The 15,849-nt window shown below is 46.9% G+C and carries 17 protein-coding genes; 12 read left to right on the top strand and 5 right to left on the bottom strand.

The window, feature by feature from the left end; all coding sequences use genetic code 11:
* The first annotated feature begins 4 nt into the window (after nt 1-4).
* From A1sIIB106_RS01530 to katG, 3 genes are all read left to right on the top strand, one after another.
* Nucleotides 5-328 carry a YciI family protein gene (locus A1sIIB106_RS01530; RefSeq protein ID WP_095677122.1) on the top strand — a complete coding sequence of 108 codons (324 nt, stop codon included), beginning with the start codon at nt 5-7 and terminating at the stop codon, nt 326-328.
* A 14-nt stretch (nt 329-342) separates the two neighbouring features.
* Nucleotides 343-510 carry a hypothetical protein gene (locus A1sIIB106_RS07130; RefSeq protein WP_190277190.1) on the top strand — a complete coding sequence of 56 codons (168 nt, stop codon included), beginning with the start codon at nt 343-345 and terminating at the stop codon, nt 508-510.
* Between the two features lie 100 nt (nt 511-610).
* A complete protein-coding gene (katG, locus tag A1sIIB106_RS01535; protein ID WP_095677123.1) occupies nt 611-2,776 on the top strand; it encodes a catalase/peroxidase HPI in 2,166 nt (721 codons plus the stop codon).
* A 1-nt stretch (nt 2,777) separates the two neighbouring features.
* Here katG and A1sIIB106_RS01540 read toward each other — a convergent pair whose 3' ends face one another.
* On the bottom strand, nt 2,778-3,851 hold the full coding sequence (locus A1sIIB106_RS01540; RefSeq protein ID WP_095677124.1) for a transaldolase family protein: 1,074 nt from the start codon (nt 3,849-3,851) through the stop codon (nt 2,778-2,780).
* A gap of 46 nt (nt 3,852-3,897) precedes the next feature.
* Here A1sIIB106_RS01540 and A1sIIB106_RS01545 point away from each other — a divergent pair, with 46 nt between their 5' ends.
* Nucleotides 3,898-4,365 (top strand): GNAT family N-acetyltransferase, encoded by a 468-nt coding sequence (locus A1sIIB106_RS01545; RefSeq protein ID WP_095677125.1) that lies wholly within the window; start codon nt 3,898-3,900, stop codon nt 4,363-4,365.
* Here A1sIIB106_RS01545 and A1sIIB106_RS01550 read toward each other — a convergent pair.
* Nucleotides 4,358-5,071: a DNA alkylation repair protein gene (locus tag A1sIIB106_RS01550; RefSeq protein WP_095677126.1), complete on the bottom strand. Its 714-nt coding sequence runs from the start codon at nt 5,069-5,071 to the stop codon at nt 4,358-4,360. The two genes, A1sIIB106_RS01545 and A1sIIB106_RS01550, sit on opposite strands and share 8 nt — an antisense overlap.
* A gap of 69 nt (nt 5,072-5,140) precedes the next feature.
* Here A1sIIB106_RS01550 and A1sIIB106_RS01555 point away from each other — a divergent pair, with 69 nt between their 5' ends.
* Nucleotides 5,141-5,971, top strand: coding sequence for an undecaprenyl-diphosphate phosphatase (locus tag A1sIIB106_RS01555; RefSeq protein ID WP_095677127.1), 831 nt, complete (start codon nt 5,141-5,143; stop codon nt 5,969-5,971).
* Nucleotides 5,968-7,203 (top strand): FAD-binding protein, encoded by a 1,236-nt coding sequence (locus A1sIIB106_RS01560; RefSeq protein ID WP_095677128.1) that lies wholly within the window; start codon nt 5,968-5,970, stop codon nt 7,201-7,203. Before A1sIIB106_RS01555 ends, A1sIIB106_RS01560 begins: the two co-directional genes overlap by 4 nt.
* Here the strand turns inward: A1sIIB106_RS01560 and A1sIIB106_RS01565 are convergent.
* Entirely contained in the window at nt 7,200-7,886 is a 687-nt protein-coding gene (locus A1sIIB106_RS01565; protein ID WP_095670769.1) for a response regulator transcription factor, read from the bottom strand. The two genes, A1sIIB106_RS01560 and A1sIIB106_RS01565, sit on opposite strands and share 4 nt — an antisense overlap.
* A complete protein-coding gene (locus tag A1sIIB106_RS01570) occupies nt 7,883-8,944 on the bottom strand; it encodes a sensor histidine kinase (protein ID WP_095677129.1) in 1,062 nt (353 codons plus the stop codon). The genes A1sIIB106_RS01565 and A1sIIB106_RS01570 overlap by 4 nt, the downstream gene beginning before the upstream one ends.
* Nucleotides 8,945-9,044: 100 nt before the next feature.
* Between A1sIIB106_RS01570 and phoU the strand changes: the two genes are divergently transcribed.
* From phoU to A1sIIB106_RS01600, 6 genes are all read left to right on the top strand, one after another.
* Entirely contained in the window at nt 9,045-9,695 is a 651-nt protein-coding gene (gene phoU / locus A1sIIB106_RS01575) for a phosphate signaling complex protein PhoU (RefSeq protein ID WP_190277192.1), read from the top strand.
* A 1-nt stretch (nt 9,696) separates the two neighbouring features.
* Nucleotides 9,697-10,677: a phosphate ABC transporter permease subunit PstC gene (gene pstC, locus A1sIIB106_RS01580; RefSeq protein WP_223299502.1), complete on the top strand. Its 981-nt coding sequence runs from the start codon at nt 9,697-9,699 to the stop codon at nt 10,675-10,677.
* Entirely contained in the window at nt 10,674-11,714 is a 1,041-nt protein-coding gene (gene pstA / locus A1sIIB106_RS01585; RefSeq protein ID WP_095677131.1) for a phosphate ABC transporter permease PstA, read from the top strand. Before pstC ends, pstA begins: the two co-directional genes overlap by 4 nt.
* Nucleotides 11,714-12,589: a phosphate ABC transporter ATP-binding protein PstB gene (gene pstB, locus A1sIIB106_RS01590; protein WP_095677132.1), complete on the top strand. Its 876-nt coding sequence runs from the start codon at nt 11,714-11,716 to the stop codon at nt 12,587-12,589. The genes pstA and pstB overlap by 1 nt, the downstream gene beginning before the upstream one ends.
* Nucleotides 12,590-12,707: 118 nt before the next feature.
* Nucleotides 12,708-13,853: a substrate-binding domain-containing protein gene (locus A1sIIB106_RS01595; protein ID WP_095677133.1), complete on the top strand. Its 1,146-nt coding sequence runs from the start codon at nt 12,708-12,710 to the stop codon at nt 13,851-13,853.
* 72 nt (nt 13,854-13,925) lie between these two features.
* Nucleotides 13,926-14,402 carry a GNAT family N-acetyltransferase gene (locus A1sIIB106_RS01600; RefSeq protein WP_095677134.1) on the top strand — a complete coding sequence of 159 codons (477 nt, stop codon included), beginning with the start codon at nt 13,926-13,928 and terminating at the stop codon, nt 14,400-14,402.
* Here the strand turns inward: A1sIIB106_RS01600 and A1sIIB106_RS01605 are convergent, their stop codons facing one another.
* Nucleotides 14,403-15,845: an aminotransferase class I/II-fold pyridoxal phosphate-dependent enzyme gene (locus A1sIIB106_RS01605; protein ID WP_095677135.1), complete on the bottom strand. Its 1,443-nt coding sequence runs from the start codon at nt 15,843-15,845 to the stop codon at nt 14,403-14,405.
* Between the last annotated feature and the right edge of the window lie 4 nt (nt 15,846-15,849).

A 15,849-nucleotide genomic window follows, 5' to 3' on the forward strand; every position in this document is an offset into this window, starting at 1 on the left:
CGCCATGAAATTTATCATTTTTGTAATTGATGATTTAACTAATTCTGGAACTCCGGCTGAGATGGTCGAAATCAATGCGTTCAACGACAGTCTGCGCGCCAATGGTCAATGGATTTTTGCTGGGGGATTAAGCGCACCTTCAAATGCGAGCGTGATTGATAATCGAGGAGATGCAGGAATCGAAACTGGCAAGCCGTTATTTGATGCAAAGGAAAACTTCAGCGGATTCTGGTTGATTGAGGCAGCAAGTGCTGAAGTTGCAAAAGAGCTAGCACTTGCGGGTTCTAAAGCATGTAATCGCAAAGTCGAACTTCGCCCACTTCTTTAATGCAACGAACACTCATGAACTTGATTAGAAAAATTCTTCCAATACTTGGATTGGTAATTGGAGCGCTAGCGCTAGTTTCTGGCGAAGCCGATGATTCACCTGGACTACAGGGTCTGGGTTTGGCGCTGATACTTTGGATTAACTATCGATTTTGGAAGAAACGCCAGCAATCAAAGGGGTGAAAACACCCATTCTCGTATCAGTTGCTGAGACTCAAGGATCTGGCCTGGTAGAAGTTTTGATAGAGTCCAAATCATTAAGCGTTAGTTAGAGGAGTGCAAAATGTCTGAAAATTCAGGTAAGTGTCCAGTTGTTCACGGTTCGAATACTGAAGTTGGCGCATCTAATGTCAACTGGTGGCCAAAGAATTTAAATCTAGATATTTTGCATCAGCACGATACAAAATCTAATCCGCTCGGTGAAGATTTTGATTATCACGAAGAGCTAAAGACGCTCGACTTTGCAGCGCTCAAAAAAGATCTTCACGCGTTAATGACAGATAGCCAACCTTGGTGGCCTGCGGACTGGGGACATTACGGCGGCTTAATGATTCGTATGTCATGGCATGCCGCCGGTACTTACCGCACGACCGATGGTCGTGGTGGTGGCGGAACTGGAAACCTTCGCTTTGCACCACTTAACTCTTTTCCAGATAACGTAAACCTCGACAAAGCTCGTCGTATTCTCTGGCCGATTAAGCAGAAGTACGGAAACAAAGTTAGCTGGGCAGATCTATTGGTTCTCGCCGGAACAATTGCTTACGAGTCAATGGGTCTAAAGACATTTGGTTTCGGTTTTGGACGTACTGATATTTGGCACCCTGAGAAAGATATTTACTGGGGTCCTGAGACCGAATTCTTGGCGCCAAGTGATGCGCGCTATAAGGATGTTAAAGATGCCAGCACAATGGAAAATCCATTAGCAGCAGTTCAAATGGGTTTGATCTACGTAAACCCTGAAGGCGTAAACGGAAAGTCTGATCCATTGCTGACTGCTCAACATGTTCGCGAAACATTTGCGCGTATGGCGATGAATGATGAAGAAACAGTTGCGCTAACAGCAGGAGGTCACACCGTAGGAAAAGCACATGGAAACGGTGATGCTTCACGACTCGGACCAAGCCCAGAAGGTGCAGACATCTCTGAAGCAGGTCTTGGCTGGATGAACCACACAACTCGCAGCATTGGCCGCGACACTGTTTCAAGTGGAATTGAAGGAGCTTGGACTACGCACCCAACTAAATGGGATGGCGGATACTTCGAACTTCTCTTTAAGTACGACTGGGAGTTAAAGAAATCTCCAGCGGGAGCAACGCAATGGGAGCCAATCAATATTGCCGAGGAAGATAAGCCGGTAGATGTTGAAGATCCATCAATTCGCTATAACCCAATGATGACTGATGCCGATATGGCGATGATCAAGGATCCGATTTATCTTGAGATCTCAAAGCGTTTCCACGCAGATCCTGCCTACTTCAGCGAAGTCTTTGCGCGCGCTTGGTTTAAGTTAACCCACCGCGATCTTGGCCCAAAGGTGAATTACTTTGGACCAGATGTTCCAAAGGAAGATTTAATTTGGCAGGATCCAATTGCTCCTGGCTCAACTTCTTACGATGTTGCAGCAGTTAAAGCAAAGATTGCAGCGACAGGAATTTCCGTTTCTGATCTTGTTGCAACCGCCTGGGATAGCGCTCGCACATTCCGAGGTTCAGATAAGCGCGGAGGCGCAAATGGATCTCGTATCCGCCTTGCACCGCAGAAAGATTGGCAAGGCAACGAGCCAGCGCGCTTAGCGAAGGTACTCGCAGCACTTGAGCCAATTGCAAAGGATTCTGGTGCGAGCATCGCCGATGTAATTGTCTTGGCCGGAAACGTCGGAATCGAAACCGCAGCAAAGGCTGCTGGCTTTGATATCACCGTTCCATTTGCAGCAGGTCGTGGAGATGCAACAGCAGAACAGACAGATGGTCATTCATTTGCACCACTTGAACCAATTCATGATGGATTCCGTAACTGGTTGAAGCAGGAATACTCAGCTAAGCCTGAAGAACTACTTCTTGATCGCGCTCAACTGATGGGGCTAACTGCGCCAGAGATGACTGTATTAATGGGTGGCATGCGTGCGCTTGGAACAAACTACGGCGGCACAAAGCATGGTGTGTTCACAGAAAAAGTTGGAACACTTAACACCGACTTCTTCAGCGTGCTAACCAGCATGACCTACATCTGGGAGCCAGCAGGCGAAAACGTTTATAACTTACGCAACAGAACAACTGGCGAAGTTAAATTCACTGCTACTCGCGCTGATTTGGTCTTCGGATCTAACTCAATCTTGCGTGCATATGCTGAGGTTTACGCCCAGAGCGATGGCCAGGCAAAGTTCGTTAAGGACTTTGTAAACGCCTGGACAAAGGTGATGAACGCCGACCGCTTCGACCTAAAGAGATAATTTACTTATCTGGATTAGGAACAGTTACATCTCGAACAAATGCTTCGAGATCGTTAACTGATTGTAAGAAGCCGCGCAAAGTGCGAAGAGTTGCACCGAAGTTGGTGAACTCATCGACCTTAAGTCCGCCGACGTCATACATTTTGTTGAACTCTGGCAGCATCTGAAGCGTCTTTAGAATCGTTGGGTCAACTGGCTCTTCGATGCTATTTAGATTCGGAACAAGCCCTGCCTTGTTGATCTTTACCTGCCAAGCATATGGAGGTGAGATAACAGAGTCTCCACCAAGAATTTGGCTCCAATGCATGTGATTGCGAAATGCTGCAGATAACAAACGAGTGCGATAGCCACGCTCTTTGTAAACCTGGTGTGCATGCTTAAATACGGCAACGCCAGCCCATTCCATAACGCCTGGATCGATCATCGCGCCAGATTTTTCTGCTGAAACCTTTACCCAGTCATCAACGCGACCAACCATGATCGTGCAGACCGGACCCATCTGTGAGATATCTAAACCTTCTGCTTCACGGCGCTTAAGACCGCGCTCAATCGCTTCGGCTACTGCAATAGTTTGTGCAACCGAGAATGAAACAGTCGCATTCAAACTCACGCCTTGGTAGGTAGCTTCTTCAAATGCGCTAATCGCCTCTGAAGTAACAGGAATCTTCACAATAATATTCTTGGCTAACTTTGAAAACACAACTGCTTGTTCAGTTAGAGCCTTGGCATCACGGAAGTTACGTGGATCTGTTTGAATAGATAGACGACCATTGCGACCATTCTGCTTCTCAAACTCTGGCTCAAATATCTTTGCTGCATTAATTGAAAGCTCTTCAACCATCGCCCAGCCGATTTGATCATCAGTTGCAGTTGGGTGGTTCTTTGCATACTCCTTAATGCGCCCAACCCAATATTCCTTATCGGCCTTAATCGCACTTAGCGCGATTACCGGGTTACATGTCGCCCCAACAATTCCCCAAGTCAGCGCATCCATTAACTCTTTTGGATCGGCTGAGTCGTTCCAAAGAACTGTTTTGGAGTTCTCTTTCATATAAAGGAAAGGTGATTGAGTCATATTTCTATCTTAGTAGATTCCGCCTTTATGCCATAAAGTTTCAACTATGAACTTTGAAATGCGCCCTTACAAGCCAGAAGAATTTGAGCGCGCCTGCCAAGTTCGCGGCCTTGAAACCAGCGAAGCGCAACAGAGATTTAAAGCGCGCTTTGATTCCTCAGGTAGCTGGCTTGATCACTATCTGCATTTTGCCCTAGTGCGAGATGGGAAGTTGATTGGCGATATTCAGCTACGCCATTGCGATAAAACTATGCCAGATGGATCTGGGCATATTGGGCTTGATATTGCAGAAGATGAACGCGGCAAAGGTGCAGGCACTGCAGCGCTTGATTTGGCGTGGGAATGGGCGATTGCCCATGGTTTTCATCGCTTAGAAGGCTCAACTTCTGAAGGAAATGTAGCGATGCAGAAAGCCTTTGAAAAAGCCGGCTGGGAATATGAAGGTCGACTTAAGAAACTTTTTATTCACGATGGCATTACAGAGGATTACTTGTCTTTTGCAAAAACTATTTAGTTAGTAACCATTTTCTGCGTTCACTTTCTGAAAATTTCTCAATCGAATAACGCAGCGCGGTTCTGGGCATTTCGGTGCAATGTTCTTGCAAGAAAGCCCTGAGCAAACCAGGATCTCGTTTACCCATCTCACGTAAAAGCCAACCGACCGCCTTGTGCATTAAATCGTGTTTATCTCCAAGGTGGCGCTCTGCCATCTCGTAAGTTGGTTCAAGATCGCCAGCGCGCAGAAAGGCGAAGGTGAAAACGACGGATACGCGACGCTCCCAGAGAGATTTACTCTTGGATAACTTGTTTAGGACCACCATCGGATCTTCTATCTGGAGTAAATACTCGCCAAAAGTCGGCGCAGTCACATCAACTAAGTCCCAGTTATTGACGTTGCCAGATTTCAACTCTTTTAGATAGAAGTTGAAGAGCTTTTTCCTCTCATTTACTTCCTTGCTCTTCTTAAATTGATTTGTAAGGACAATTAGTCCACAGAGACGAACCTCGTGTATATCTGAATTGGTAAGTTTTGCGATCTCAGTAAGAGGCAACTCTTTGAATCGTGCAGCGACTTTGCGGGTCTGCGGTACAACAACGCCAATAAAGATATCGCCTTCGGCGTAGTCTCCTGGACCGGTTTTAAAGAATCGTTGCAGCTCGGCGGCTTTTCCAACAGATGACAGGGCTTTGAGATCTGCAATGACCTGTTTTGCGCTCATATCTAGATTCTATTCGCTATTCTTTTAGTTAAGAACTTTTGGCTTTACTAATTCGGTTATGGGGTAGCGATGTTTGAGGCGATTTTTCTCGGCGCGCTCCAAGGTCTAACCGAATTTCTCCCGATTTCATCCAGTGCGCATATTCGTATCGCCGGAGAGTTATTTGGAACGAACTCCGATCCTGGCGCAACATTTACCGCGATAACTCAAATCGGCACCGAACTTGCCGTACTAATCTATTTCCGTCGAGATATTGTTCGGATAATCAGCGCATGGTTTGGCCAAGTTTCTCGCAAACAGCTACAAGCTGCTGAAAAAGCTGATGCGCGATTAGGTTGGTTGATCATTCTCGGCACTTTGCCGATAGTTGCATTGGGCTATTTCGGTCAAGAGATCATCCGAAATGATTTCCGCTCACTCTGGCTAATCGCTACGACCTTGATTGTTTTCGGAATAATTCTGGGGATCGCAGATAAATATGGAAAGACAGAGCGCCAACTCCATCAGTTAACTCCTGTGCATGGCGTTCTATATGGATTTGCGCAATCACTTGCACTTATCCCAGGTGTATCCCGCTCCGGTGCAACTATCGCAATGGGTCGATTTATGGGCTACAGCCGTGAAGCAGCGCTGCGTTATTCATTCTTGCTTGCACTACCAGCAGTCTTTGGCAGTGGCCTTTACGAGTTAAACGGTGCGCTTGGTGAGAGTGCATCTGAGCGAGTCTTTTCACTTCCAGAAACTTTTGTGGCGACTGCAATTGCATTTGTAACTGGCTACGCAGTGATCGCTTGGTTGTTAAAATATGTGACAACTAAGAGTTTTGCCCCTTTCATTCTCTACCGAATCGCTCTGGGTTCATTATTAATTCTCCTTCTCTCACTAGGGGTTATCTCATGAGCGCTAATTGGTCGGGCACTGTAAATTTTCGAGATGCGCAGCGGGTAGCACCAACGTCAGTTGAGGAGCTACAGGAGTTTGTCTCCAATTCTGCACGAGTTCGTGCACGTGGCAGCGCGCATTGCTTCAATGACATTGCAGATACTTCTGCAACGGCGATCACCTTTGAGAACATGCCTTCAGATATTGATATCAATAAAGAGAAGAAAACTGTCCGAGTTCCAGCAGGAATGAAATACGGAGAGCTAGCAGTTGCTCTACACGATCGAGGCTGGGCGATACATAACATGGCTTCGCTTCCTCATATATCTGTTGCTGGTGCTGTTGCGACAGCAACCCACGGATCTGGCGTTGGAAACGGTAATCTTGCGACAGCGGTTGAAAGCCTAGAACTAGTTTTACCTGATGGATCGCTCAAGCGAATTTCTAAAGGCGATGCAAGTTTTGAAGGTTCTGTAGTCGGCCTAGGTTTAACTGGCGTTGTAGTTAATTTAGATCTGGCAATTGAGCCGACATTTAATATTGCACAAACTGTTTATCGCGGAATGTCTCGCGAAAGTTATGCCGCAAACTTAGATGAAATCATGAGCCTTGCCTACAGCGTTAGTTACTTCACCACCTGGGCTGCTGCAGGCGGGGGAGAAGTCTGGGCAAAGTTTAAAGCTGGAACTACTGCACCAACAGACTTGTTTGAGGCGTATCCAGCAACATCAAACCGACATCCACTGCCAGGGCTTGATCCAGAACCGTGCACCGAACAGATGGCTGTAAGTGGACCATGGCATTTGCGTTTGCCGCATTTCAAGATGGAGTTCACCCCAAGTGCTGGTGATGAAATTCAGAGCGAGTTCTTCGTTGCACGTAAAGATGCACCTGCGGCGATCGCTGCACTTGAGAAAATTGCGCCACAGATAAATGAGATTCTCTGGGTAACCGAGATCCGCGCCATTGCCGCAGATGATCTCTGGATGAGCCCGCACTACCAGCGCGACTCAATTGGAATTCATTTTACGTGGAAGAAAGTTGATGCGGTCTATGAAATGGTTAAAGTTGTCGAAGCAACGCTTGCGCCATTTGGCTATCGCCCACACCTAGGTAAGGTCTTTTCGGCTAGCCCTGATTACTTTAAATCGGTTATGCCGAAGTTCGATGATTTCAAGAAGCTCGTAACGGAAATAGATCCAACTAATAAATTTGGTAACGAGTTCACTAATCGGCTGATCGGCCGTTAAATCTCGAGTTTGTAACCTAAGCCTCGGATTGTATGAATAATCTTGGGATTTGCTGGATCTTCCTCGATTTTCGCGCGCAAGCGCTTGATGTGTACATCCAAAGTTTTGGTATCGCCGAAGTAATCATTACCCCAGACGCGATCAATCAACTGGCTACGAGTCAGAACTCGGCCGCTATTGCGCATTAGAAACTCAAGAAGCTCAAACTCTTTGAGTGGGAATGTGACCGCGACTGAATTAACTGTTACTTGGTGCTTATCCAAATCCATGCGCACTGAACCAGCAGTTAAGAGTGCACCTTCTTCGATTCCAGCGCTCTCTCCAGAGTTACGGCGCATTACCGCTTTCATTCGCGCCAGCAATTCTCGCGAAGAGTATGGCTTTGTTACGTAATCATCGGCGCCTAGTTCCAGCCCGACGACCTTATCGATCTCAGAATCTTTGGCGGTCAACATAATTATCGGTACTTGTGAAGTTGAGCGAATTACGCGACAGACTTCAGTACCAGAAACCTCAGGAATCATCAGATCTAAAAGAATCAGATCTGGATTAAAGGTTTGGAAGCGCTCAATTGCTTCGGCGCCATTTACCGCTACTTCGACTTCATAGCTCTCTTTTTTAAGAAGATACGCCAGAGCATCGGAGAAGGAGATTTCATCTTCAACAATCAGAACTTTTGTCATGCTTCATCCTCTTTAATTGATTGAATTGGAAGCCGGATTGAGAATGTGCTTCCCACATTCTCTGAACTCCAGACTGAAATTTCTCCGCCGTGCTTTGAAATGATGTGTTTAACAATTGATAACCCCAAACCGGTTCCACCGGTCTCGCGTGATCGAGCAGGATCTACACGATAGAAACGTTCAAAAATTCTTTCAATTTCAGCATCGGCGATACCGATTCCTTGATCTGCCACTGAAACGGTCACAATATTCTGATCAATACTTGTACTTACAGAAACTTGAGTATCTGGTGGTGAGTAATTAACCGCATTCTCAATCAGATTATGAACCGCCATAGTTAGCTGCTCGCGGTCTCCCAAAACACGACAATCAGCACCTTCAGCAAACGTTAGAGCGATTTTTCTAGAATCCGCGGTAGTTCGGCATTGGTCTAGCGCTTCTTTCAATAAGTCATTAACCGAAAGCGACTGTGCTTCTTGCAGTGGATCAGAATCTTGAACGCGGGAGAGTTGAATAATCTCTTGCACCAAATCAGTTAAACGTTTTGCTTCAATTTGCATTCGGCTAGCAAACTTTGTTACCGCTTCTGAGTCATCCTTGGCGCCGAGCACCGCCTCACTAAGTAAAGAGAGTGCGCCAATTGGCGTCTTTAGTTCATGTGAAATGTTTGCTACAAAATCTCTACGAACTTCATGTACACGTTGTGCTTCACTCTCATCGCGAAGCAGGACGAGAACTAAGTTGTCTTCGGAAAGTGGAATCACGTTTACTGTGATCTCGCGCTTTCCTTCACCAATTGGCCCGCGTGCAATTTCAACGGTGCCGGTTTGCTTTAAATTTGTGCGACGAACAACTCGAACCGAAGCAAGTAGCTCTTCGCTCTGAATCCGACCATCTTTTAAAACGCCTAAATTCTCAGCTTCGGAATTGGCGTAGATAGCGATCTCACCCGGGGCGAGAATCAGGCTCGCGCCATCGAGTTGGCCTAGGGTTCTAAGCAATAACTCAGGCAGTTCACGCTCATCACGTTCGGCCAAACTCTTCTCGCGGCGCCACATGTCTAAACTCTATAGCCCCAGCGCATCTGATTCTAAGCAGTTCACCTTGCGTTAACCATCTCTTGGGCAGCCGTTAATCCGCTCCACCTAGCGTGCGCCTATGCCTTTAATTAGATCAGTATTCCAAGACGAACTAGATGGCGTCTCCCAAACTCTCTTCGAACTAAGCGTCATGGTTTCGGACTCAATGGCTAAAGCAACTCGCGCCATCATGGAGAAGAATTTGCAGCTTGCCGAAGAAGTTATTTCTTACGATGAGAATATTGACACCGTCCAACACGATTTAGATGCACGCATTATCGACATCATTGCGCGCCAACAACCAGTGGCATCAGATCTTCGTGCACTTGTTACCGCACTTCGCATGTCAGCAGACCTTGAACGTATGGGAGATCTTGCACACCACGTTGCCAAGGTAGTCCGTCTGCGCCACCCAGCCCCTGCCGTGCCTGATGCAGTTGTTAATTTGATTGAAGCTATGGGCGTTGCCGCCGAGAAGATTGCAACAAAGACCGGAGTTGTTATTTCAACTCGCGACACTGTGATGGCTGCCCAGGTTGAAAAAGATGATGACGAAATGGATTTGCTCCATCGTCAATTGATTTCAGCGCTAATCGCTCCAACTTGGGAACACGGAGTTGAAACTGCGATTGATTTAACTTTGCTTGGCCGTTACTACGAAAGATATGCAGACCATGCAGTATCTGTATCACGCCGCGTAATCTTTTTGGTAACCGGAAAGTTTGCATAAAGTGTCTCAAACGGTCACTATTCCAAGTCCGCGACAACTTTCAACCGAACCACGGCGTTCGGATAAAGTCTTTCGCGGAGTTGTTACCAGCGGAGGACTTTCTTCGCTAGTAATTTTGGGCTTGATCGCGCTCTTCTTGTTCTATCGCGGCTATGAAGTCTTGCGCGAAGAAGGCTTGAGTTTTATAACAAGTGCAGATTGGTCCATCACACTCGATGAGTCGGCCAACGTTTTAGAAAGTAATTTTGGTCTTTCGGCAATGCTCGTTGGAACCATTCTCTGTGCGTTGGTTGCCGTTGTAATCGCAGTACCAATTTCCGTTTTTTCAGCCCTATTCTTGAATTTCTACGCGCCACAGTGGATGAAGAAAATTTTAGTTGCGGTCATCGACATGATGGCTGCCTTTCCTTCAATTCTCTTCGGTATCTGGGGCTTTTTGGTTTTGATGCCTAGCGTTGAATACTGGGGCAAGTTGATCAATAAGTACTTAGGTTGGATTCCAATCTTTCAGGTCGAACCTTACTTTTTTACGCGCTCACCTTTCGTTGCGGGCGTCGTTCTTGCAATCATGATCATCCCGATCATCACATCTGTTTCACGCGAAATTTTTGCCCAAGCACCACTTGATCGAATCCAAGCAGCCTTTGCCCTTGGTGCAACTCGTTGGACCATGATTAAGGCAGTTGTAATTCCGCATGGTCGAAGCGGTGTAGTTGGTGGAGCGATGCTCGGTCTTGGGCGCGCCATGGGTGAGACCGTCGCCGTGTACACAGTGCTAAATATTGTCTTCCAGATTAACTGGCACGTATTGCTCGGTGCAGGTGGAAACGTTGCATCGTTAATTATTCTAAAGTTTGGCGAAGCTAGCGAGTATGAAATTAAGGCTCTGATGGCTGCAGGTCTAGTGCTCTTCTTCCTTACTCTCTCAGTTAACGCGATAGCGAATGTAATTGTTAAGCGAACAGGAAAGTCTGGACGATGAGCGCCGTAGCTACTCCGCAGAAGCCTTGGGCAAAGAAGCCGGCCGATCGTATTCGCGAGATCTCATTTCTTCTCGGATCGCTAGCTTTCTCATATGGATTTGTTGCTGCAACAGAGATGAAAGGCAAGTTAGCCTATGGATTTATCTTCTTCGTGGCCTATGCAGTGCTTTCATCAACTTACTCATTTATAACAAGAGGCGCACCAGCTGCCAAAGATGCTTTCGTTAAATCACTTGTTGCATTGGGCGCTGTCTTAACAATTATTCCAATAGGTAGCATTCTCTTTACAGTGCTTCAAAAGGGTTTGCCAGGCCTTCACCTTGGGATTCTTAGCAATGACATGTCGATGGCAACTTCGACTGATCCAATCCCAACAGGTGGCGTCTTGCACGCAATCACCGGAACTTTAACTTTGGTCGTACTTGCCTTGATCATGAGCGTTCCACTTGGAATTTTGACAGCGCTTTATCTAACTGAAATCAAAGGTAAATTTGCTGGGCCAATTAGATTCTTGGTTCAAGCAATGTCGGGTGTCCCTTCAATTGTCGCCGGTCTCTTTATTCTCTCGGCCGTTCTCTATCCAATAACAAAAGGCTTTTCTGCTTTGATGGGTGCCCTAGCGCTGACCATCTTGATGATTCCAACGATTGCTCGAACATCAGAAGAAGTTTTATTGCTTATTCCAAATGATCTCCGTGAAGCCGGGACAGCTTTAGGCGGAACTCAATGGCGCACAGTTGCAATGATCGTTCTTCCCGCAGCGCGAAGTGGCTTGATGACTGCAGTGATTTTGGGCGTCGCTCGCATCGCTGGCGAAACCGCGCCGCTCTTGTTGTTAACAGGCGGCGGAGACAAGGTAAATCCAAATCCATTTAACGGCTCAGTTGGATCTCTTCCTTATTACATCTGGAAAGCCTTCAACGCAGGTTCACCTGAGGCGATCACACGCGCTTGGGCGGGTCTCTTAGTTTTGATGGTCCTAGTTCTACTTCTCTTCACTTTGGCTCGTGCACTAACTTCACGAAAGGTTTCCTAATGATCCAGACTCCGGAAAGCGAGAAAGAAATGTCAACTCCTGCGCAACCTAGTTCGCTAGCAAGTGTGGCCAATGCAAAGGCGCCACGAACTCAAGCCAGCACTGCACAAGGAACTGGTCTAGAAACTCGCGGCATTCACGCCTGGTTTGGAAAGAACCATGTTCTCTCAGATATTAATTTAGATTTCACAGCAGGATCAGTAACAGCGCTGATCGGACCATCTGGTTGCGGTAAATCAACATTTATCCGCACGATCAACCGTATGCATGAGTTTATTCCTGGTGCAGCAATGGCCGGTGAAGTACGACTCGATGGCAAAGATATTTATGCACCAGGAGTTGATGTTACGAAGATTCGTCTTCAGATCGGCATGGTTTTCCAGAAGCCAAACCCATTCCCATCAATGACTATCGGTGAGAACGTTCTTTCTGGACTAAAGCTGGCGCAACTTAAGGTAGATAACAAAGATGAACTTCTTGAATCTTGCCTAGTTCGTGCTGGACTTTGGAATGAAGTTAAAGATCGCCTTGATGCACATGGTGGATCGCTCTCTGGTGGTCAGCAGCAGCGCCTCTGCATCGCCCGTGCACTCGCTGTAAGCCCACAGGTACTTCTGATGGATGAGCCTTGTTCAGCGCTTGATCCAGGATCAACCTTGCGTATTGAAGAAACTATCCGCGAACTCTCAGATTCAATGACAATCGTGATCGTGACTCACAATATGCAGCAAGCAGCCCGCGTATCTGACTACACCGCATTCTTCTTATCTGATGGCGGTCCTGGCGAAATGATCGAAGTTGCCCGCACCAGCGAGATCTTCTCTCAGCCAAAGGACCAGCGCACCGAAAATTACGTCACCGGCCGCTTCGGATAGTCGTAACCTGCTGTTCACCTAAAGGTTGACCAACGTTTGCCTCAAAGAACCAAGTAGTTAACCCGGGATACATAGTTTTCTCCTTGTTCGTCACCTATTTCAAACAAGGGGAAAATTAATGAAAGTTTCAATGCTCGCAAAATCTGCAGCAGTAGCACTTGCCTTTGGGTTGGTAACTTCAACTCCAGCTCACGCAGTTGATCTATCAGGTTCAGGCGCATCATTTCCTGCGCTCCTAATCGAAGCTTGCAAGGCTCCATTTGCAACATCTTCAGGACATTCATTTACATATGCATCATCTGGTTCAGGTACTGGCCGCTCAAATTCAGATAAGTCAATTGGAGATTTCTGGTTCTCAGATGCAGCACATACAGCAGCAACAAAGCGTGCGAGCATTATTCACGCACCAGTCGTTGCGGCACCTATTGGAATTCTTCACAACCTTCCATCACGTAATACTCTTTCACTTTCTGCTTCAACTATCGCGGGAATTTTTGCCGGCACAATCACACGTTGGAACGATCCAGCGATTGTTAGAGATAACAACCGCGCATACGACAAGATTATTTACAAGACTAAGAATGGCGCAGTAGTTAAGGATGCAAAGGGTGACCCAATCGTTGCCAAGAAGATCGCAACTACAACTCGCTACACACTTCCAGATAAGCCAATCAAGGTTGTTTTTCGCTCAGACTCATCAGGTACAACAGAGAACTTCACTAACTACCTAAATAAGTCAGCCCCAGCAGTTTGGACTAAGGCAAAGGCTTCAGTATTCACAACTTCATTCCCAGGCAATATCAACTCACCTGAGAACTTGGGACGCATCGTTGGAGCTTCATCCTCAACTGGTGTTTCACAGCTTGCTGGTAAGACACCTTACTCAATCACTTTTGCTGAGGTTAACTACGCTGTTGCAAATAGACTCAAGGTTGCACACGTAATTAACAATGCAGGAAACGCTGTTGAGCCAACATCGGTAACAACATCTGCATTCTTGTCACAAGCATCAATTGATGGAAACGGAATCATGTCATTTGATTACGCAACAAAAGAAGCTGGTGCTTACACACTAGGTATCGTCTCTTACATGTTGGTTGACACTGCTTACACAGATAAGACAAAGGCGGCTGCTGTTAAGTCACTTGCATCATTTATCTTGAGTCCAGCATGCGCAAAGGACAAGGGCGAAGCTCTTGGCTTCAGCGTTCTAGATGGAGCTTTCCTTAAGAAGGCTCAAGAGCTAGTAGCTAAGATCGGTTAATTTTTAACCTATCCACGAGGGGAGAACGGCCAGGGAAACCTGGCCGTTTTTCTTTTCCCCTAAACTCAACTCATGCTTATCCGCCTAGCAACTCCCGAAGATACTTCTGATATTCATCGCTTGATATACGAATTAGCGGTCTATGAAGAAGCACCGGATGAAATGGTTGCAACCATCGAACAGATTGAGAGCTCGTTATTTAACAGCCACCCAGTTGCCTTCTGTCATGTTGCTGAAGTTGATGGAAAAATTGTTGGCATTGCGCTCTGGTTTTTAAATTACTCAACCTGGCTTGGCAAACCTGGCATCTATCTTGAGGACCTTTTTGTGCAGCCGGAATATCGCGGCCACGGAATCGGTAAAGGATTTATGAAGACCTTGGCTCAGCTCTGCGTTGAACGCGGATACGAGCGTTTCCAGTGGTGGGTTTTGGATTGGAATATGCCATCAATTGATTTCTATAAATCACTTGGGGCCGTGGCGATGGATGACTGGACTGTCTTTAGACTTTATGGAGATGCCTTAAAGAAATTTGCTAGCCAGTCGTAATTACTTCTTTACGACTCTGTAACTCTTGAGCGTTGGATCAGTGGCGTAGGCAATGCGAACACCCGCTTTTTGAGAGGCGCTTAACCCGTTAACAATCTGCTCTGTTAGAACTTCACCTGGAGCAACGACTGCAACCCCAGGTGGATATGGAGCGATGAGATCTGCTGAGATGCGTCCAATCGCATCGCTTGAGTCAACCATTTCGGTCCTTGCAAAGTAGGCATCACGCATCGAAGTTGCAATCTGCGGAACCACTGACCAACTAAGCGCGGTTGCGCTCTGGCGTGGTGCGCTCTGTAACTTCTTAAGAATTGGGACCAGCGTCATGGCAAGTGCCTGGAAATCTTCTTTGGTATCGGCCAAGGTGGCTAAGAAAACTATGGTGTCGTTATCTGCCATCTCAACGCGAATACCTTGTGCAATTAAGGCGCGCTCAATTTCAACGCCTGCCGCGCCAAGTTGCTGAACGCGCAGCACGATCTTTACCGGATCAAATCGTCCAGCAGGAAAGTCGCTTGGATTTAAGAAGATTGGTAGGTCAAAGTTTGCCTGCACTGCCAATTTAAATTGCGCCACATTTTCAATTAGCGCACCCAGTAATTCAGGACCACGGGTTTGAAGCAGCGCCCGCACCGCATCAATTGAAGCCAGGGGAGCGCCAGCTGGAGACGTCGTGTGCGTAGTTTCAAAGCTCTGCTCAAGTCTTTCGGCGCTAATGAATTTAGTTTTGGCAAGCAGTAGCGCAGAAGCGCTATATCCAGGAAGCGCCTTATGAACGCTGGTAATCAGCGCATCTGCGCCTTGCGCGATTACATGTTGTGGCAGGTCGGGATGAAATCCAAAATGTCCGCCCCAAGCAGCATCAACGATTACCGGAATAGATTTTTCATGCGCCGCAGCAATCAAAGGTTTTAAGTCAGAGAGCGTTCCGAGATAACCGGGTTCCGTTAATAAAATTGCGATTGGGTTTTCTTTTAAAGCGCGTTGTAATTCGGTTACGGCAATTCCAATCGGCACACCTGTTGCACCATCAAGTTCGGGGTTCATCCAAATTGGTTCTAACCCTGCAAGTACTAGCGCGCTTAGAACTGAGCGATGTGCGGTACGCGATACCGCAACTTTATCTCCAGGTTTTCCAAGCGCCAGGATGACTGCTTGATTGGCATGGGTTGAACCACCTGTTGAAAAACGTGCAAAATCTGCGCCCCAGAATTGCGCTGCAATCTTTTCCGACTTTGCCAAAATCTGATTAGTTAATTTGATTTCATCTAAGCCACCGTAGAGAGGGATATCAGAATCAACTACGGCGCCTAATCCAGCATCGATCTGTGAAGCTCTTTGTTTATGTCCAGGGATTGTGAAGGGAGTGTGATCTGCCTCAAAGTAAGTCAGGTATGCATCAAGCAGCGGGGCGCTGCGACGTAGTTCATTTCTCTTCTCCACTCTC

The sequence above is a fragment of the Candidatus Planktophila lacus genome (genome assembly GCF_002288325.1).
Classification (GTDB): Bacteria; Actinomycetota; Actinomycetes; order Nanopelagicales; family Nanopelagicaceae; genus Planktophila; species Planktophila lacus.